The organism is Streptomyces gottesmaniae (genome assembly GCF_031845845.1).
Taxonomy (GTDB): domain Bacteria; phylum Actinomycetota; class Actinomycetes; order Streptomycetales; family Streptomycetaceae; genus Streptomyces; species Streptomyces akebiae.
This window is the reverse complement of record NZ_JAVRFJ010000053.1, coordinates 1-18,444: the sequence shown is the minus strand read 5'-3', so window position 1 is coordinate 18,444 and position 18,444 is coordinate 1. Positions and strand designations below refer to the sequence as shown.

The window sequence follows — 18,444 nt, the reverse complement described above, 5'->3', positions numbered from 1 at the left end:
GAGGCGGTCAGCCGTGGATGATCGAGGCGGTCCAGGCGTTGACGTGGCCCACGGTCGCCTGGTCCTTGAGGACAGGCTTGCCCACGGACCGGACCCTCGGAGTGGCCTTCCAGGTGACGTCGGCGCGGGCGATGCCCTTGACGGCGACCTTGACTCCGCCGCCCTTGATGGCGACGGCGGCGTTGAGGTTGGTCACCGCGGCGACGGCACGGGCGCCGCGCTGCACCTTGCCGCCCGCGATCTTGTAGTGCAGGGTCAGCTTCTCGCTGGTGACCGGGATGCCGAAGATGGTCTCGGTCGCCGTGTAGGCGACGGAGACGGCACCCTTGCTCTTCCTGGGTGAGACCTCGTGGACGAACTTCACGTCCTCGTTGTACGGGGTCACCGTCTTCAGCGGATGGTTGAGGTTGCCCTTGAGCTGGCGGAACAGGGACGCGTAGATCTTGCCGTTCTGCAGATGCCCGACGAACCTCGACTGCTTGGCCGCCGGCAGCGCCGAGAAGCTCTTGAGGGTCCGCTTCGCCTCGGGCGTCTTCTGCGCCTTGAGGTAGGCCGTGTAGCTCTTGACCGTCAGCTTCGCCGGAAGCTTCGCGGCGGCGGCGTCCGCGGACGTCGACGCGGACGCGGCCGGGGCCAGTACCGCCAGGGCTGTCGCCCCCGCTACGGCGACGGTGGTGAGGCGGCGTGTGGTGACGCTGTGCACAGTGATCTCCCTGCGGTCGAGGTGTCCGGCGGTGCGCGTCAACGAGCCTAGGGAGCGGCCTGCTCGGCGGACATTGTCTCTTGGTGCAGTGAACTCCGGGGATGGCCTGCTGTGACGTGGCCGTGTCATTTCGGGGGTGCTTCTTGTCAGTAGCAGACGCTAAGTTGGGGGGAGATCGCCGCCGCACCCGGGGCACGGGGCTCTGTCGGGAAAGCGGCATCGGGAAGGGCCGACCAATGACCAAGAGGTCTGACGTAGGAGACGACACGGCCTGCGCCTACCGGCGCACGGGGGCCGATCCCGTTCGGGACATCAGCAGGCTCAAGACCCTGACGCAACGGGAGAAGGAAGTCCTTCTTCTGCTGGGAACGGGCCTGGGCAACCGGCAGTTGGCCAGGGAACTGGGCATCGCCGAGCGGACGGTGAAGGCGCATGTCGCGCGCATAGTGGAGAAACTGGAGCAGCAGACACGGCTGCAGGCCGCGGTGCTCTCCGTCCTCGCCCACGAGCTGCTGTGCGCCGATCCACGGTGCGCGTGCGGTTCCGCCACTCCCCTGTCCCGGCTCGTCGGGGCGTCCGCAGTCTGATCCGCGGCCGCGTTTTGGCGTTCACTTGTGGAAACTTTGACCATTCGCTGAAGCGCGGCCCATCCATCCGCCCGCCGATCCCTCGACATCACCCGCGCACCACTTCCACGCACCACTTCCGCGCCACTTCGATCACACGGACAACCCGGACGACTCGGACGACCTACGGGGTGAATGCGACCATGTCGGTCTGAGCGGAGGGGCCCGCCCGCGGGCCCCTCCTTCGCCGTCCCCCCACCACATACGCAGGAGTTGACGGATGAGACGCCCTTCGAGGCGGGCCCGGATCGCGATCGGGGCGGCCATGGGCGCGGCGGTGGTCGCCGTACCGCTGGTGGCCCGGGAGGTCTCCTCACCCGCCCTGGACCTGACGCCGGCTGCCCGCGCCGAGGACCCGGCCTGCGCCCGGATCGCCGACCGCTACCCGGACCGGATCGCGGGCGAGTCCCGCGACCCGGTCGCCGTCACCGGCGTGACCTCCTGGGGCAACGGTGGCGTGGTGCTGCGCTGCGGCCTGGAACCGCCCGCCGAGACCGCCGACCCGTGCGTCGAGGTCGACGGCGTCGACTGGGTGTTCCGGGAGGACCGCTCCGCCGGCTCCGGTTACCGCATCCTCATCACCTACGGCCGCAACCCCGCCGTGCAGGCCTTCGTCGACGACCGGATCACGGCGATCGACGGCGTCCTGGTGGACCTCAGCGACGTGGTGAGACCGATCGAGCGGACGCCGGGCGACGTGTGCGTGGCCTCTTCCGACGCCACCCCGCGCTGACGGCCTTCGGCGCTGACGGGACTTCGGCGCCTCGGCGCTGACGGACTTCGGCGCGGCCGGCACGGTGTCGAACCCGCGTCAGACCACGCGGGGACCACCGCTCAGGCGACCCGAGGGGGCCGTCGGGACGAGGCGGTCGTAGCGCCAGGCGCACAGCCCCAGGGCCATCAGGAACTGCAGGTCGAGCAGGGCGACGGTCATCATCACGAAGGCCCAGTCCACCGCGTCGGCCGGCCCGTCGCCCGCCCACAACCCGCTCGCCACCAGGGACAGCAGATACACGACCGCGTACACCGACGTGTCGATGGTCGCGGTGCGCCAGCGCGACAGCGCCGGAAGCGCCTTGCGGACCACTGTCAGCACGGCCACCGCCACCAGCGGGAAGAGCAGTCCCGCCGGCGATTCCCCTCCGGCCCCCACGTTCAGCACGGCCACCCCCCACAGCCATGAGGGAAGGGTCACCACTGCCGCGTACTCGACCGCTCTGCGCCAAGGCGTGATCATCTGCGCTCCTCGCATCCCCGTACGTCACCGGCGGTCAACCGGTGACCACAGCAGTGTCCCAGCCGCCTCCACGGGGCCGATCGGCAGGCTGCCCGGGGCAGTTGCCTAAGCTGTACGGCGATGAAGACGAACCCCCGTGCGGCCCTGTGCGTGGTGCTGGCCGGGCTCGCGATGACGGGCTGCGCCACACCGAAGCCGCTGCCGACCGACGTCGAACAGGCCGAACAAGCCGAACGGGCCGGCAGGTCAGGGCCGTCAGGGGAAGCTCGACTGGCCGATGGGGGCGGGCTGTTCAAGAGCATCCCCGTCGGCGAACGGCCCCCGGCGCCCGACTTCGCCGGCAGCACCGTCGACGGGGGATCCGTCCGGCTCTCCGACTACCGGGGTCAGGTCGTCGTCGTGAACGCCTGGGCCTCCACATGCGGTCCCTGTCGCGTCGAGTCGCCCGATCTCGACCGTACGCAGCGCAAGTTGAAAGCGCGTGACGTGCGGGTCCTGGGCGTCAGCACCGACGCGTCCCGGCCGAACGCCCTCGCCTTCGAGCGGGACCTCGACCTGTCCTACCCGAGCCTGCACGATCCCGGCGGCAAGCAGTTCCTGAAGCTGCCGAACGGGCTCGTGAACCCGGCGATCCTCCCCTTCACCCTCTTCGTCGACCGCGCGGGCCGGATCGCCGGGGCCGTGCAGAGCACGGTGTCGGAGGAGGACGTGCGGAGCGTGGTCACGCCGATGCTGGAGGAGTAGAGGAGGCGGCGGCGAGGGCTTCGGTGCGGGTGGTGGGGCGCCCCCGGGCCTCGTCCGAGGAGCCCTCCTCTGCGGAGCTCCCGTCGGACGGTGCCTTCGTACCCTTCGTGTCCTTCTTCTCCTGCTGCTGCTTCTGCTGCCTCTGCTTCGGCTCCTTCTTCTGATTCGACTTCTTCTTCTCCGCCTGTTCCTTCAGGAGGGCCTGGAGGCGTTTGATGCCGGCCTGGGCGGCCTCGGTGGTGGCCGTGTCGTCGATGCCGTAGAGGCCGCCGTGGGTGAGGAGGGCCGCGGTGTCGCCGACGCGTACGGTGGCCAGGTCGAGGGTGAGGGCGCTGTCCTCGCCCTCCACGTCACCGCTGACGATCAGCCGCAGGCCCTGGCGGGCGTCACCGAGGTCGCCGGGCAGTTCGACGGGGGTGACCTCGGCGCCGTACTCCCGCCCCTGGACCCCGGTGATGGTGAACTCCTCACAGGTGCCGATGAGTTGGCCGAGGCGTCGGAGACGGGCGTCGACGTCGGCCTTGTCGTACGCGCCGACCTGGTAGCGCAACTGGGCGCCGTACTCGTAGTCGTCGAAGCCGGTGACGGCCGTGCCGCCCTTGGGCTCGCCGAGGACGTCCTCGGCGTAGACCGCGTCGAGGAGTGCCTGGCACTCGGGGCGGTCGGTGCGGCCCTTGAGGAGGCCGTCCCGCCAGGTCGCCGCACCCTGGGTGCCGGACCAGGCGTCGCCGAGGTCGTCCTGGCGGAGCAGGGCGCTCCGGGCCCGGGCGTCGGTGAGCGCGGGGGTCGCCGGGGCGGTGGGGGAGGCGGAGGCCGTGGTCTCGTCGACGGAGGCGGCCTCGGGGAAGCCGCGGGGGTGTCCGGGGTCGTCCACGACGCAGGCCGCCGCCCCCGCGAGCATCCCTAGGGCCACGACCCGGGCGAGAACACGGTACGGACGACGCATGGCGGAGCCTCCCGAGAGCACGACGTTGCCGCTCCCACGCCAACACCGCTGGGCCCCGCCCACCAGCGGGACAGGGGCGTACGGGTGAGGTGGTCCCCCGGACGGCGGCAGGGCTTCTCGGGTACGTGTCCGCGGTCAGCCCGGGGGCGTGGGGGCGGGGGAGGGAGTGGGGGCCATCGAGGGCGGGGTGGGGGTCGTGCCCCGGATCTCCACGGTCGCGCCCTTGGCGAGGCGGTCGTACAGCCAGCGGGCGTCCGTGGTGCGCAGGCCGATCCAGCCGGAGGTGGTGTCGTAGTTGCCGGGGGCCTTCTCGTTGTAGGAGAGGGCGGCGATCCAGACCGCGGTGGAGCCCGGGATCCGGGTCGGAGCTTCGCTCGTCCGCCCGTCCTCGCCGGTCCCGTCGGCCGGGCCGGCCGGATCGGTCGGGTCGGGCGTGCCGGTCGGGTCGGTCCCGTCGGTCGCCTCGGTCCGGTCCGGCTCGCCCGCGGCACCCGCCGCACCCGCGGGGGCCGTCGTGGCCGTGGCGCCCGTCGTGACCGGGGCCAGTTCCAGGACCCACGTCAGCTTCACGTCGTACTCGTCGTCGAAGCCGACCGTCGCGTCACGGACGACCTTGGCGTCGGCCTTCGCGGTGACGGTCATCCGGCCCGTCGGGGTCGGCGTCTCCAACGTGCCCGCCGAGATGGGCAGTTCGCGGCCGGCGACGGCGAGGACGCGGCGCGAGAGGTCCACCGTGGCGTCGGGAGCGTCGGCCGTCGCACTGGGCTGGACGCTCGCGGCCGTGGCCGGGCCCTGCTCGGTGCCGTGCGAGACGGCGTTCAGGGTGAGGACCGCGGCCAGGCCCGCCGCCGCGCAGCCGCCCGCGACCGCGGCGGTCGTACGCCGCCGACGACGCCGGCGTCCGGCGGTGGCGCGGACCTCGGCGCCGGACCCGGGCGGCGGGGACTCGGCCGTTTCGGCCAACTCGTGCAGCCGGACGGTGAGTTCATCGGACACGCCCGTCCTCCTTCGCACCCTTGCCGGGGCCGAGTTCGCGCGCCAGCGCCGCCCGGCCTCGGGACAGCCGGGCCTTGACCGTGCCCACGGGGGCACCGGTCTCGGAGGCTACCTCCTCGACACTCAAGTCGCACAGATGGTGCAGAACCACTGCCATCCGCTGGGCCTCCGGAATCCTGCGCAACGCCTCGACCAGCACCGCTCGCTCGGGATCGGGTCCCGGCGCGTGCTCCGGGGGCGGATCGCGGCGCACCAGCTCCAGCCAGCGGCGCGCCCGGCGCCACCGGCTCACCGCGAGCCGCATCGCCACGGTCCTGATCCACGCCTCGGGCGCCCCTTCCGCGAGGAAGTCCCGCCGCCGGTCCCAGGCCCGTACGAAGGCCTCCTGCACCACGTCCTGCGCCTCGCCGTGGTCTCCGGTGAAGGCGTAGAGCTGGCCGGTCAGACGAGGGAACGCGGTGGCGTAGAACGCGTCGAACTCTTCCTCGGTCATGCCCCCGCCGTTGTCCGAAGTCCCGTGCATCGCCATGCAACCCGGTCGCCCCCGTCGTGCGTACAGGTCCCGAACGTACGCCGCAGCCCATCGAAACACATCGTCGTCAGCAAGTGGGGGGAGACCATGGCCAAGGGGAGCAGGACCACGGGGAACAGCGGCAGGAGGAGCGAGGCCGGGGGGAGTCGGCCCGGCGGGAGCGGGGCCGGAGCGAGCCGGGGCGCCGGGGCGAGGCCGCGTCGGCGTCTCCTGCACGTGATCGCCACGACGGCCGCGTGCGCGGTCGCGTTCGCGCTCACGGGCTGCGCGGGGAGCGGGGAGGGAGTGCGGGTCGAGGGTCCGAGCGAGATACCGAGATCGCAGGCCCAGGCGGACGCGCAAGGGGACACGGCTGGGGGCGCGCAGGGAGACGCGAGGGGGGACGCGAAGGGGAAGAACCTGAACGCGCGGTCCCGTCCCGCGCCGCTGCCGGCCTTCGACGGCGTGCGGGTGAACATCGCCGAGGGACAGACCGTGGGCGTCGGCATGCCGATATCCGTCACCTTCGCCCGACCGGTCCCCCCAGCCGAACGCGCTGCGGTGGAAAGGCAGTTGAAGGTCACCATGGACGTCGACGCCGAAGGCTCGTGGGGCTGGGTCAAGGACCGGGCCCTCGCGGACGGGCAGCGCGTCGACTTCCGCCCGCGCACCTACTGGCGGCCCGGCACGAAGGTCACCGTCAAGGTCGGGGCCGGCCTCACCCGGCACTTCACCATCGGCCGCTCGCTGATCGCCACGGTCGACGTCCGCCGCCACACCATGACCGTCGAGAAGGACGGCCGCACCCAGCGCGTCCCGATCACCGCGGGCGCGCCCGGCATGGAGACCTGGAACGGCACGATGGTCGTCTCCGACAAGCAGCGCCGGGTCTTCATGGACTCCCGCACGGTCGGCTACGGCGAGGAGTACGCCGACTGGTACTCCTACGCCGTCCACCTCACCGCCTCCGGCACCTACCTCCACGAGAACCCGAAGGCCACGACGTACGCGGGCCGGCAGAACGTCACCCACGGCTGCGTGGGCCTCGCGGACGACGGCACGGCGAAACGGTTCTACGACCAGGTCATCCCGGGGGACGTGGTGAGGGTGACCGGCTCGAAGGAGACCGTGGCCGTCGGGAACGGCTACGGCGACTGGAACCTGAGCTGGGAGCGGTGGCAGGAGGGCAGCGCACTGGGCCGAGGTGCCTGAGCGAAGCCACCGAGAGAGGGCCGCTGAGAGGCAGCCGGAAAAAGTGTCCCGCCGGTGTCATCCGCCCCCTATGCCTCCCGGGTTTCAGGAGTGTCAGACCAAGCACCTTGACCAACACACCTTGTGGACCAACACACCTTTGGGGGTCGTCCGTTCATGACCATGGCACGGATGCACACACTCGTCGCCGCCGCAGCGCTGACCACGCTGCTGGTGGGGGCGTCGTCGACGTCGTACGCCGCCTCGCGGGGGGAGGCGGCGCACGGCGCCGGCACGACGGTGGCGGTGGCGGAGGCCGCTGCGGCGGAGGCCAGGAAGGCGCCGACTCCGCGCATCGTCCAGCCCGGTGAACACGTCGTCGCCGCGCCGGGATTCGAGTTCTGGATGACGGAGGAGGGCAAGCACTGGCTGGAGCCCGACCTGCCCGACTTCCCGCAGTTCCGGAGCGTCGTCGACGGCAACATCGACCGGAGCCGGCCGGGAGTGTCGCTCCAGGCGTCCGCCTTCGAAGGGCGCTACTACCTGTCCGGCGTCTACTACGGGGGCAAGGGCACCGCCTCCCGCGTGGCGGTGCGGACGAGCACGGGTACGGTCCACGGCAAGCTGATCGAGCTGCCGGGCAAGCCGGGCTGGGGCGTCTGGTACGCCGTCGCCGACCTGCCCGTGGTGGACGACGGGCAGGAGTTCCTGCGCCGTGTGACCGTCCTCGACACCAAGGGCGGCGTCTACTCCCAGCTGCGCCTGCGCTGACCCGCCGTGCGGTGCGGGAGCGGGCGTGACCGTCCCGCTCCCGCACCGCACGCTTCCCCGTTCCTGTCCCGTTGTCGTTCCTGTTCCTGTTCCCGATCCCGAGGACCGTCGCCCGTGCCGCAGGAGAAACCCGGAGCACCGGAGGCCGGCGACTTCGCCGCGTACGCCACCGCCGCCTGGCCCCGTCTGGTGCGCACCGCGCACATGCTGACCGGCGACTTCCACGAGGCCGAGGACCTCGTGCAGACCACCCTGGCGAAGGTGTACGCCCGCTGGCGGCGCATACCCCGCGACGACGTCGACTTCTACGTACGGCGCTCGCTGGTGAACAACAACATCAGTCGCGTACGGAAGAGACGCGTGGCGCATCTGCTGACCCCGTTCCTGCCCGAGCGGGTGCACGAGCGGCACGCCGGGCACGCCGAGTCGATCGCCCAACGGGCCGCCGTCACCCAGGCGTTGTCCGCGCTGTCGGCTCGGCAGCGGTCCGTGCTGGTGCTGCGCTACTGGGAGGACCTCAGCGAGAGCGAGATCGCCCAGCTGCTGGGCTGCTCGCTCGGCACGGTCAAGACCCATGTGCGCCGGGGGCTGCAAGCGCTGCGCGCCCACCCCGAGTTCGCCGGCGCGGCCCACGCGGACCGCCGCGGCCACGGCTCCGTCCCCTCCCTCCCGTTCGTCCCGGCGCCACCCTCACCCGTCCCCGGAGCCCGCCCATGAACCACCCGACCTCCGGGACCGGCCCGGACACCGCAGCGAAGACAGGCACAGGAACAGAAACGGAGGCAGGGATAGGGGTAGGGGCAGAAGCAGGAATCGGCGACACCGGTGACACCGGGCGGCGGCTGCGTGCGGCGTTCGCCGAGGCCGCGTACCAGCTCACGCCTCCGCCCGTACCGCTGGAGGCCATCGAGCGGGAGGGCCGCAGCCGTCGGCGGCGGCGCCGGGCCGCCGCGCTGAGCACGGGCTGCGGGCTGCTGCTGCTCCCGCTGGTCGCGGTGCTGGCCCTTCGCCCCGACGACCCCTCGGCCACGGTGCGGCCCATGGCCCCGCCGAACCCGAAGCCGAGCACCTCCGCCTCGCCGCCGCCCACGCGTCTCTCCACCCCCGTTGCCGGGCTGGTCCGGGTCGTCGAGCCGGGCGAGAAGGTGCGCATCGGCGACGGCACACGGATCTGGCTGACGGAGGAGGGCAAGTACGGGGACACGCCCGGCGTCTCCGAGGTGCCCGAGTTCCGCAGCGTGGTCGACGGCAACATCGACATGAGCCGACCCGGTGTCTCGGTGCAGGAGACCCCGCGGGGCGCCGAGAAGGTCTTCCTCACCGGCGTGTACCACGGCGGCCCGAACGTGGCGGCCGGCGTACGGATCGAGCTGTACGACGGCAGGATCTTCGACGGCACGGTCGTCCGGTTGGCCCGCACCAAGGAGTGGGGCGGCTGGTACCTGCTCGCGACCGTCGGCGAGGGGGTCTCGAACCCCGAGCACATGCGGGGCATCACCCGCAAGGTCACGGTGTACGACAAGGACGGCGGCGTCGTCGCCTCGCAGGACCTCGGCTGAGCCCACGGGGTCACCGCTTCTCGTACGCGCACCCACGTGCGGTGGACCGGAACCGTCACAGAGGGGGCTGTGCGGGCGCCGGGCCGAGCGTCGTGGTGCCGGGGGCCGTGCGGTGGCCGAGGCCCGTGCGGTAGGCGTCGAGGGCGGCCTCGACGCGGCCGGTGCGGCGGTACAGGTCCCCGAGCAACCGGCACAGGTCGGCCAGGTCACCGGCGGCACCGGCCCGCTCCAGCAGGCTCAGCGCCCGTACGTAGTGCTCCTCGGCGGCGTCCGCGTCCCGACGGTCCTCGGCGATGATGCCGAGCAGTCGGTGCGCGGCGGCGGAGTGCAGGGCGCCGCGTTCGGAGCTGAGGTCGCTGAGGACCTCGTGGAGCAGTTCGGCGGCCTCCTCGGACTTGCCCCGGCGGTGCAGCACGTCGGCGAGTTCGACGGCGACCTGGCTGGTGTAGAGGGCGGCCCGTTTGGCGGAGAGCATCCGGCGGGCCTCGCGCAGTTCCTCCTCGGCGCGGGCGTAGTCGCCGTTCTGGGCGTGGAGGTAGCCGCGCATCCAGTGGCAGTTGGCCAGCTCGGTGCGGATCTGGAGCTGCCGGTAGAGCTCGGAGGCCTTGGCGAGGGACGCGTCGGCCTCGGCGATCCGCCCCTCGGTGATCATCGCCCGGGCGACCGAGCGGTGCATACGGGCGACGAGAGCCGGGTCACCGGACTGCGGGGCGAGCGCGAGGGCCAGCTCGGCGGCCTGGGCGGCGCGGGCGTGGGCGCCCATGTCCATGTAGGGGGCGATGACGCCGGTGTAGAGGAGGAGCAGGGCGTCGGGGTCGTGCATGCCGTTGCGGTTGAGCTCGTCGAGCGTGGACTCGTACAGGTAGCAGGAGTAGCGGAGTTCACCGGCGAGGTAGTGGGCGGTCGCGCGGCCGCGCAGGGCCGGGACACGGGCCGGCAGCGGGGCGTCGCCGAGCCGCTGCTCTGCCTGCTCGAACCGCAGCTGGGCGGTCTCCAGGTCACCGGTCTCCAGGGCGCATTCACCGAGACCGAGCAGCGCGTCGGCCTGCTCGGTGACCAGGCCGTACTCCTCCGCCTCGGCGAGCACGACCGTGAACCCCTCGGCGGCGGCCTCCCCGGCACCGCTGGCGAGCGTGCGCTGGGCGCCGGTCAGCCGGAGCCGCAGCTCGGTGGCGAAGCCTGCGGGGCGTCCGGTGGCGAGTTCGTCGTAGCCGATGCCGAGCCGCTCGGCGATATGCCGCAGCGCGGGTTCCGAGGCCCGTACCCGGCCGGCCTCCAGGGTCGAGATGTACGCCGGGGTGTACGCCGGTTCCGCCAACTGCCGCTGTGTGAGGCCCCGTTCCGTCCGCAGTTGCTGCACTCTGCGCCCGATGACCTCGGGGTCGTCACGCTCGGCCATGCCTGCCATGACGTAAGCATGCCAGTAACCCCGCTTACACCGGCCCCTTTACCCAACTCCCCTACATCCTCTTGCCGTTGACAGGCCAAAGCCTTACGTTAAGCGACACGTTAAGCACGCTTAACTCACCCAGTCAGCCCCTCAGCAACTCAGCCACTCCGTCGCCCCCGTAGCCCCCGCCGCATCACCGTCGTCATCGTCATCGTCGTCGTCATCGCCGTCGCCGCCGCTGGGAGGTCCCCGTGATCCGAGACCTGCTCACCCGCCACGCCCGCTCCGTCGCCGCCGCGCTCCTCGCGATCACCGCCCTGATGACGGCGGCCAACGCGTTCCCGCACTGACAGGGGCGGTCGTCCTCCGTCGGCTCAGAACTCGGCGGTGTCCACGTCGAAGCCAAGGGGGCTGGGCAGAGGTACGACCATGCCCAGCTTGCACTTCAGCGCCTTCGCGTACCTGTCCGCAGACGGCTCCGAGAACACCGTGACCTCGGCTTCCTCGCGGTCGATGAAGAGGTAGACAGGGATACCGGCGCGGGCGTAGCCAAGGATCTTCGTCTCGCGATCACGATCCCCGGTGCTGGTCGAGGTGACCTCGGCCACGAGAAGGACAGCGGAGGGATCGTGCCACTCCTGCTCGTCATCGAAGGCGCCTTTGGGGGCGACGGCGAGGTCGGGGACCCGACGTTGTGGCCGCAGTCCGGGATCGGGACCACGGTCACGCCGGCCTCCGTGAGGGTGTCGGCGCCCGGCACGGGGCCGTCGGCTTCGGGGTGCAGGTAGGTGCGGGGGATCTTCAGGTCGAGCAGCAGCTCGCGCATGGTCGGGCGCGTGCCGTGGGCCAGCCGGGCGCTGCGGTACAGGGCCTCGGGGCCGGTGAGCCGCATGGTCGCCCACCACTGGGCCCCGGCCAGTACGGCGAACTCCTCACGTCCGCCCGCGAGGAACTCCTCCTCGGAGTACGCCGCGATGCCGTTGCTCCCGACCACGCCGTGTGTGGGGACCAGCGGATCGAGGTTGGAGTCGACCAGCACCAGCTTCCGCACCAGCCCCGGGTGCCGGGACGCCAGCACGATCCCCACCGAGCCGCCCATGCTGTGCGCGATCAGCTCGGCGCCGGTGACGTCCGCCGCCGTCAGGGCCCGGGCGAGCGCGTCCGCGTGGGCTTCCAGGCCGTAGTCGAAGTCCGTCGGGCGATCACTGATGCCGTGCCCCAGCATGTCGACCAGCAGCGAGCGGCGCCCCGCCAGGAGGGGGTGGGCCGCGGCCTCGGTGAAGTACGCGGACGACGTCGCCCCGAGCCCGTGCACATACGCGCGGCAGGGCTCCTCCCCCGGCAGCTCCACCCACCGGATCCGGTCCCCGGCGTCCGTGACCACGGCCTCACGCATGGACGTCCCCCCTCGCCCCGGCCGCCGTCCTCGACCGGCCGGGTCACTCGTCGTCGAACTCGATGTGCACGTCGGTCAACGCGAACACGTCGTCCTCTTCTTCATCCTCTTCATCATCGTCGTCGTCGTTCTCGCCGTCCCAGTCGGCTGCCGCGTCCGCCGGGCGGCGTACCTTCGTCGCCCGGTACGCGTAGTCGTCCTGGTCGGCCTGCTCCCAGGTGAACAGGACGGACTCTCCCGGTTCCAGCGACGCGAACGCCCCCGGCTCCGGGGTGGACACGGCCGAGAAGTGTGCCCAGACCTCTCCCGGCACTTCGGGTGAGGTCAGGACTCCCCAGCCGGACTCGTCGTCCCACGACCTGACGGTGCCATGGACCGGATGACTGCTGATCGCTCCCCCTAAGGACGGGCCGAAGCCGCACGGTGGCTTCACAGGCTAACTCCGGAATTTCGCACTCGCATTGTCCCAAAGGACCTACCGCCGACCGTACTTCCTCTGATGGTCTGGTGCTGACCAGGCAACACACCTGGTGCCATGCATTTCTGAAACGGGGACACCTTGCAGAACGAAATGAACAGGATCGGCCGTGTGGCCGTCGTGTCCGGTACCGCCCTGGCCCTCGCCTTCGGCGCGCTCGGTGCCGCGGAGGCCGCGCCGACGGCCGCGGCGGCGCAGGAGACGACCGTCTTCACGCCGAAGAAGCAGAGCTACAGCACGCCCAAGGCGAAGCAGAAGGCCGGCATCCTGCACGCGCAGGTCAAGCTGACGGGCAAGTACCCCAAGTACTACCCGATGCCCTGGTCCTTCCAGATCACCAACAAGAAGCTGAAGGCCATCGCCACGAGCAAGATGAACTGCAAGGCGACCGGCCTGAACGGCAAGTACCACGACACCCACGCCGCCATCCCGGTCGGCTACATCTGGCACTCCAAGGTGGGCAGCAAGGCCCACCCGCACACGAAGAAGAAGACCTACAACCTCTCCGGCACCTGCGTCTTCAACGTCCAGGTCGGTGGCAAGCCCGGCAAGGCCACGGTCGGCTTCACCTTCAAGTACGCCATCAACCCCGACAAGAAGAAGTCCGCGACAGCGACGCCGAACAACGCGCCGGTCACCACGACGAAGATCGTCCTCGACCGCTGAGCAGTCGCTGACACGGGGACGGGACCGGCGTCGGTCTGTGCGGCTGGAGGGCTGTTCGGTACGCCCCTCAGCCGCACACCCGTCGGTACGGCGCGTCCGGTACGTACGTGTCCCACTCGCCCCTCGTCAGGTCCTCCCCACCGGCACGGGCGCAGACCTGGACGACGGTGCGGGCCGGGGCGACGGTGTGGCGGTGGAGGGGGACGTGACCGCCGCCCGCGAAGAGGGTCGCGCTGTCGGGGCTGAAGGCGAGTGAGGCGATGCGCTCGCCGGGGGAGGGGAGCGGGCCGCCCAGGGGCTGCTGGGTGGTGGTGTCCCAGAGCTGGACGGTGCCGGCGTCGCCCCCGACGGCGAGGGTGTGGCCGTCTGGACTGAGGGCGAGGGCGCTGACCGCCTCCGGGGTGCCGCCGAGCGGGGCCGGGAAGACGTTGCGCAGCACACCGGCCCGACGGCGCAGGTCTCCGTCCCACAGGGCGACCCGGCCGGTGCGGTCGCCGGCCGCCACGCGGCTCCCGTCGGGGCTGAACGCCAGCGCGCTGATGTGGTCCCCCTGGACGAGGTCCAGCGCGACACTGCGTCCGGTGCCGCCGCGGGCCACCCGGTTGTCCCCGACGACCAGTTCGTCGCGGGGGCTGAGCGCGAGGCGGGCGCCGGCCAGGCCCGGCCCGGCGGGGGTGTCGGTGCGGCTGCCGGTCCCCGTGTCCCACTGCTCGTCGCTCGGCTCGCCGTCGGCCGAGGCGCGGGTGGTGAAGAGGGTGCGGCCGTCGGAGGTCAGGGCCAGCGCCGTCACCTCCGTGCCGGACCGGGTACGGCCCAGGTCCAGCACGCTCTGTTCGCGGTCCCGGGTGACGTTCCAGACGGTGAACCACTGCGGCGCGGCCCGCACAGCGGGTCCGGTCACCCCGTAGACGAACCTGCCGCCGTCGGGACTGAACGCCATCCGGGGGCCCACGTCGGCGAGGGCGTGCCCGTCGGAGGAGCCCACCGGAGACTCGCCGGAGGGCGGTGGCGAGGGAGGCGGCGCCGACGGCAGGGTGCGGATCAGGCGGCCGTCACGGGTGGCGCGGAGTTCGAAACGGAATCCGACGCCACTGCCCTCGGCGCTCGCGCTGCCACTCCTACGGCTTTCCCCGCTTCCGGTGCCGGTCGGCGTGCCGGAGTCGGTCGGCGTGCCAGGGGCCGTCCGTGTGGCCGTGGCGAACAGGCGGCCGTCCGGGCTGAGCAGCACCCCCTCCACGGGGCGGTCGCGCCAGGCCGTGGTGACGGTGGTCGTCAGGTCGAGGGTGTGGGCGGTGCCGCCCTCCAGGTAGCGCAGGACGGGAGCTCCCGGGTCCCAGGCGAGGCCGCCGCGCAGATGCTGGTTGTTGAGGGGGTGCCGGAGGACGGGGGCGACCGGTGACGACAGCCGCCACACCCGGATCTCGTCGGCGGAACCGGCGGTCGCCAGGAAGCCGCCGTCCCGGCTGAACGCGGCGTAGCGCACGCCGGGGTCATGGAGTTCGGCCACCCGGTCACCGGTGGCGGCGTCCCACACCCGTACCTCGCCGTCGCCCACGACCGCGAAGCGGCCGTCCGCGCCGAAGACCACCGACGAGTCGACGCCGCAGACCCCGAGCGCCCGTTCCCACGAGCCGCGTACCACCCGCCGCCCGTCCACCTCCAGAACGCGCGGCGCCTTCCCGGCCGGACACACGGCCACTCGCCGGTCGTCCCCACTGGGCGCCACGTTCTGCGGAGTGGCCCCCCGCGCCTCGAACAACACGGCCCCGTCCCCAACGGACCGCACCTGCACCCGCCCACCCACAGATCCCACAGAACCCACAGACCCGGCAGATCCGGCAGACCCCGCAGCGACACCCACCCCCACCACATAACTCCGCCCGCTCGCCCCGAACGCGATCGCCTCCCCGCCGGACGGCAGGGGCGCACCCCCGGTCCACCGGTCGGCGCGCACGTCCCACAGCCGGACGCCTCCGCGCCCGTACCCAGCCCCGCTCCCATCCGCAGTCCCCTCCCCCCTCCCGTCCCCACTCCCGTCCCCAGCCCCGGTCGTCGTCGAGATGGCGAGGACGCGGGCGTCCGGGCCCGCGGCCAGGACCTCGCCGGACGGGAGGCGGCCGGAGGCGGTGGAGCGTCGGGTGCCGAGGTTCCAGGTCTGCCAGGTGCGGTCGTCGACGCTGAGGAGGGTGCGGCCGGAGTCGGCGAGGAACCGCTGGGAGCGGTAGCCGGAGGCGGGGTCGCTGAAGGCGTCCACCTCCTGCTGGGCGAGGGAGCCGAGGAGGGCGCGGCGGGTCTCGGGGAGCGGGGCGATGCGCCAGGCGGCGACGCCGAGGAGGAGGGCGGCGCGCGGGTCGGTGGTGCGCAGGCCGTCCGCGACGGCGGCGACCCGGCGTGCGGTGTTCTGGGTGCGCTGGAGCAGGTTGTCGTCGCGCTGCCGCCAGGCCGCGAGCCCCGCGACGAGCGCCACCGCGAGGACCGCGGAGAGCGCGCCCACCAGGGTGCGGGCGCGGCGCGTGGCGCGGGCGGCGGCCCGTCGCTCGGCCTCCCGGGCGTCGAACGCGGCCGTGAGGAAGGCGCGTTCGACCTCGGTGAGCGCGAGGTCGACGACATGGCCGGGGAACACCTCCTCCGCCCGGGCCAGCCGGGTCCCCCGGTAGAGGGTGCCGGGGTCGCGGTCGTGCTCCAGCCACGCGCGGGCGGCCTCGGTGAGCTGTCGGTGGTGGCGCAGCCGTTCGCGGTCCTGGTCGATCCAGCCGTGCAGCCGGGGCCAGCAGCCGATCAGCGACTCGTGGGCGAGGCGGACGCCCTCCTCGTCGACGGTCAACAGCCGGGCGCTGGCGAGGCGTTCGGCGACCACGGGGATGTCGGGGTGGGGGCACTCCGAGAGTTCGTCCCGGGTCAGCGGGCGCCCGGTGTCGACGGTGCCCCGGCCCGGTTCGACCAGCCGCAGCAGCAACTGCCGGGCGGCCGTGGCCTGGGGCGGGGACAGTTCCCCGTACACGGCCTCCGCGCTGGCCGCGATCGCGGCGTTGAGGCCGCCGGCCGCCTCGTACGCGGCGGTCGTCAGCATGCGGCCCCGGCGGCGGCGCCAGGTCTCCAGCAGGGCGTGCGACAGCATGGGCAGCGCGCCGGGCCGGCCCTGGACCTCCTCGACGACGGTCGCGGCGAGGGAACGTTCCACCAGCAGTCCGGCCGCCTGTGCGGGCCGTACCACCACCTCGCGCAGTTCGTCGGCGGTCATCGGGCCGACGGCCAGCCCGGCGTGACGCAGCACCTCCGCGAGGCCGGGGTGTTCGGCGCAGCGGGCGTGGAAGTCGGCGCGCACGGCGATCAGGACGCGGAGCCGGGAGTCCGGGTCGCGGGCGGTCAGCAGCAGGTCGAGGAAGCGGGCGCGCTCCGTCTCGTCCCGGCAGAGCGTGAACACCTCCTCGAACTGGTCGACCACGACCCAGCTGTCCGGCTCGCCGTCGGCCACGGTCAGCAGATGCCCGTACGTCTCCGCCGGGCGGGCGCCCGGGGTGAACACCCGCAGCACGGAGACGCACTCGTGTCCGGCGATCCGTTCGCGCAGCCGGGGCAGGAACCCGGCACGCAGCAGGGACGACTTGCCGCTGCCGGAGGCGCCGATGACGGCCGCGACGCGGTGGGCGTCGACCAGCTCGCCCAACTCCCTCACCAGCCGGTCGCGGCCGAAGAACAGCTCGTGGTCGTCGGGTTCGAAGCGGGCGAGGCCCCGGTACGGCGCCGGGTGGTCCCCGCCGTCCTCGACGACGGCGGCGCCGGCCTCGTCCTCGGCCTCCTTCCAGCGCGGCTCCCACTCGGCCGGGTCGCCGCCGCAGGCCCGGACGTAGCCCTGGACGACGGCGAGGGAGGGCAGCCGTTCGCCGGCCGCCGCCTGGGAGAGGGTCGTCGCGGAGAAGCCCGCGTCCTCGGCCATCGCCCGGTAGGAGGGGCTGCCCGCGGTGCGGCGCAACTCCCGCAGTTCGTGGGCGAGGCGCTGCACGGGCCCGGCCCCCGGGTCCAACGGTCGTTCGGGACGCCCCACAGGATCACCCACTTCCGTTCAGGCGGCGATCACCATACGTACGCAGGCAAACACGCGTAACCCTGAGCACGCGAAGTGTGGTGTTGATGACAGAGGCCGTACGTCCGGCCGAACAACTCGGAAGCGACGTCGCCAAGTTGATTGGCCGCGTCGAAGTAGGTGCCGATCAATTCTCCGCTTGTCAGCCTCGGTCCCGCAGAGCCGGATCACCGGCGCCCCCCACGCTGAGCCGAGTGGAGTGAAACCACTGATGTCCCACGCTACGAAGAGGTCCACGGCGTCCGTGCGATCGCGCCTCCGCCGCCTCAGCCGCCTCGGCAGGGCCGCGGCGGTCGCGGGCAGCGCACTCGCCCTGACCATCGGGTTCACGGGCAGCGCGCAGGCGGGCGTGCTGACCCCGCTGAACGAGAGCACGACCTCGTTCCAGAAGACGTTCCAGCCGGTCTTCGACTACGACTCCGACAGCTGCTTCCCGGCGGCGGCGATCAATGCGAGCGGCACTCTCAACGGCGGCCTCGACGACAGCGGGCCGGTCACCGGTGAGTGCCGCTCGGGCCACCTCGGCAAGGCCAACACGTACTCGCGGGTGAAGTGCAACAACGGGTGGTGCGCCATCGTCTACTCCCTGTACTTCGAGAAGGACATGAGCTGCGCCGACTGCACCGCCACCTCGCACCGGCACGACTGGGAGGCCGCGGTGGTCTGGGTGCGGCAGGGGGCGAGCACGCCGGAGTACGTGTCCGTCTCCGCGCACGGCGGCTACTCCACCACCACGTTCGCCTCGGTCCCGAGGGACGGGGTCCGGCTGAAGGTCGTCTACCACAAGGACGGCGCGCTCACCCACGCCTTCCGCTTCGCCAAGTCCGGTGAGACGGCGGAGGCCTGGGGCAACGGCGGCTGGGACTTCCCGGGACTGGTCAGCTGGAACAGCTACCCGGGCACGAGCAACACGTGGACGGCGGCCCTCCAGACCCGTCTGCAGAACGCCACCTGGGGCGACGCCAACTTCCCGCTCAAGGACGGCCGCTTCACCACCGAGCTGAGCCGCGCCAAGCCCTCGGGCATCGCCTTCGACCCGAACGGCGCGGGCTGACCCGTCCGCGCGACGGCGACGGCGACGCCGACGCCGACGGCACAGGACACGGGAACGACGACGGCGGCGGCGCCCGGCTCTCGATCGAGAGC

The 18,444-nt window shown here is 72.3% G+C and carries 18 protein-coding genes and 1 pseudogene; 9 read left to right on the top strand and 10 right to left on the bottom strand.

All coding sequences use genetic code 11. The features are described 5' to 3' along the window. Window positions 1–7: 7 nt before the first annotated feature. On the bottom strand, window positions 8–745 hold the full coding sequence (locus tag RM704_RS40085; protein WP_157856771.1) for a hypothetical protein: 738 nt from the start codon (window positions 743–745) through the stop codon (window positions 8–10). A 194-nt stretch (window positions 746–939) separates the two neighbouring features. Between RM704_RS40085 and RM704_RS40080 the strand changes: the two genes are divergently transcribed. Then, window positions 940–1,290 carry a LuxR C-terminal-related transcriptional regulator gene (locus RM704_RS40080; RefSeq protein WP_033530498.1) on the top strand — a complete coding sequence of 117 codons (351 nt, stop codon included), beginning with the start codon at window positions 940–942 and terminating at the stop codon, window positions 1,288–1,290. Window positions 1,291–1,549: 259 nt separating this feature from the next. Then, entirely contained in the window at window positions 1,550–2,062 is a 513-nt protein-coding gene (locus RM704_RS40075; RefSeq protein WP_033530499.1) for a DUF3515 family protein, read from the top strand. Window positions 2,063–2,140: 78 nt separating this feature from the next. On the opposite strand, the gene RM704_RS40070 is transcribed toward RM704_RS40075, so the two are convergent. Continuing rightward, window positions 2,141–2,566, bottom strand: coding sequence for a hypothetical protein (locus tag RM704_RS40070; RefSeq protein ID WP_033530500.1), 426 nt, complete (start codon window positions 2,564–2,566; stop codon window positions 2,141–2,143). Window positions 2,567–2,686: 120 nt separating this feature from the next. Here RM704_RS40070 and RM704_RS40065 point away from each other — a divergent pair, with 120 nt between their 5' ends. Further along, window positions 2,687–3,310 carry a TlpA family protein disulfide reductase gene (locus tag RM704_RS40065; RefSeq protein WP_033530501.1) on the top strand — a complete coding sequence of 208 codons (624 nt, stop codon included), beginning with the start codon at window positions 2,687–2,689 and terminating at the stop codon, window positions 3,308–3,310. Here RM704_RS40065 and RM704_RS40060 read toward each other — a convergent pair. The 3 genes from RM704_RS40060 to RM704_RS40050 form a co-directional block, all read right to left on the bottom strand. Further along, entirely contained in the window at window positions 3,288–4,256 is a 969-nt protein-coding gene (locus RM704_RS40060) for a hypothetical protein (RefSeq protein ID WP_311592790.1), read from the bottom strand. The two genes, RM704_RS40065 and RM704_RS40060, sit on opposite strands and share 23 nt — an antisense overlap. A 135-nt stretch (window positions 4,257–4,391) precedes the next feature. Beyond that, window positions 4,392–5,252 (bottom strand): L,D-transpeptidase family protein, encoded by an 861-nt coding sequence (locus RM704_RS40055; protein WP_033530502.1) that lies wholly within the window; start codon window positions 5,250–5,252, stop codon window positions 4,392–4,394. Next, the gene (locus tag RM704_RS40050; protein WP_033530790.1) at window positions 5,242–5,745 is read right to left on the bottom strand and encodes a SigE family RNA polymerase sigma factor; all 504 of its coding nucleotides are present in this window, start codon (window positions 5,743–5,745) and stop codon (window positions 5,242–5,244) included. Before RM704_RS40050 ends, RM704_RS40055 begins: the two co-directional genes overlap by 11 nt. 255 nt (window positions 5,746–6,000) lie before the next feature. On the opposite strand from RM704_RS40050, the gene RM704_RS40045 reads away from it, so the two are divergent. From RM704_RS40045 to RM704_RS40030, 4 genes are all read left to right on the top strand, one after another. Beyond that, complete coding sequence (locus RM704_RS40045; protein WP_311592786.1) at window positions 6,001–6,975, top strand: L,D-transpeptidase; 975 nt, start codon at window positions 6,001–6,003, stop codon at window positions 6,973–6,975. Window positions 6,976–7,146: 171 nt separating this feature from the next. Further along, window positions 7,147–7,725 (top strand): hypothetical protein, encoded by a 579-nt coding sequence (locus RM704_RS40040; protein ID WP_311592784.1) that lies wholly within the window; start codon window positions 7,147–7,149, stop codon window positions 7,723–7,725. Between the two features lie 114 nt (window positions 7,726–7,839). Further along, window positions 7,840–8,442, top strand: a complete 603-nt coding sequence (locus RM704_RS40035) for a SigE family RNA polymerase sigma factor (protein ID WP_033530504.1) — start codon at window positions 7,840–7,842, stop codon at window positions 8,440–8,442. Then, window positions 8,439–9,284, top strand: a complete 846-nt coding sequence (locus tag RM704_RS40030) for a hypothetical protein (protein WP_033530505.1) — start codon at window positions 8,439–8,441, stop codon at window positions 9,282–9,284. The genes RM704_RS40035 and RM704_RS40030 overlap by 4 nt, the downstream gene beginning before the upstream one ends. 55 nt (window positions 9,285–9,339) lie before the next feature. Here RM704_RS40030 and RM704_RS40025 read toward each other — a convergent pair whose 3' ends face one another. The 4 genes and pseudogenes from RM704_RS40025 to RM704_RS40010 form a co-directional block, all read right to left on the bottom strand. Then, a complete protein-coding gene (locus RM704_RS40025) occupies window positions 9,340–10,683 on the bottom strand; it encodes a helix-turn-helix domain-containing protein (RefSeq protein ID WP_033530792.1) in 1,344 nt (447 codons plus the stop codon). Between the two features lie 365 nt (window positions 10,684–11,048). Next, window positions 11,049–11,378 carry a Uma2 family endonuclease gene (locus tag RM704_RS40020; RefSeq protein ID WP_311592827.1) on the bottom strand — a complete coding sequence of 110 codons (330 nt, stop codon included), beginning with the start codon at window positions 11,376–11,378 and terminating at the stop codon, window positions 11,049–11,051. Continuing rightward, a pseudogene (locus RM704_RS40015) lies at window positions 11,363–12,070 on the bottom strand (alpha/beta fold hydrolase); the annotation flags it as partial. The pseudogene RM704_RS40015 and the gene RM704_RS40020, both read right to left, overlap by 16 nt. Window positions 12,071–12,113: 43 nt before the next feature. Beyond that, window positions 12,114–12,503, bottom strand: coding sequence for a cold-shock protein (locus RM704_RS40010; protein WP_311592780.1), 390 nt, complete (start codon window positions 12,501–12,503; stop codon window positions 12,114–12,116). A 156-nt stretch (window positions 12,504–12,659) separates the two neighbouring features. Between RM704_RS40010 and RM704_RS40005 the strand changes: the two genes are divergently transcribed. Beyond that, window positions 12,660–13,214 (top strand): hypothetical protein, encoded by a 555-nt coding sequence (locus tag RM704_RS40005; RefSeq protein ID WP_157856773.1) that lies wholly within the window; start codon window positions 12,660–12,662, stop codon window positions 13,212–13,214. Window positions 13,215–13,281: 67 nt separating this feature from the next. On the opposite strand, the gene RM704_RS40000 is transcribed toward RM704_RS40005, so the two are convergent. Continuing rightward, complete coding sequence (locus RM704_RS40000) at window positions 13,282–17,217, bottom strand: nSTAND1 domain-containing NTPase (RefSeq protein WP_438828984.1); 3,936 nt, start codon at window positions 17,215–17,217, stop codon at window positions 13,282–13,284. A gap of 325 nt (window positions 17,218–17,542) precedes the next feature. Between RM704_RS40000 and RM704_RS39995 the strand changes: the two genes are divergently transcribed. Beyond that, a complete protein-coding gene (locus tag RM704_RS39995) occupies window positions 17,543–18,352 on the top strand; it encodes an NPP1 family protein (protein ID WP_033530795.1) in 810 nt (269 codons plus the stop codon). The last annotated feature ends 92 nt before the right edge of the window (window positions 18,353–18,444 follow it).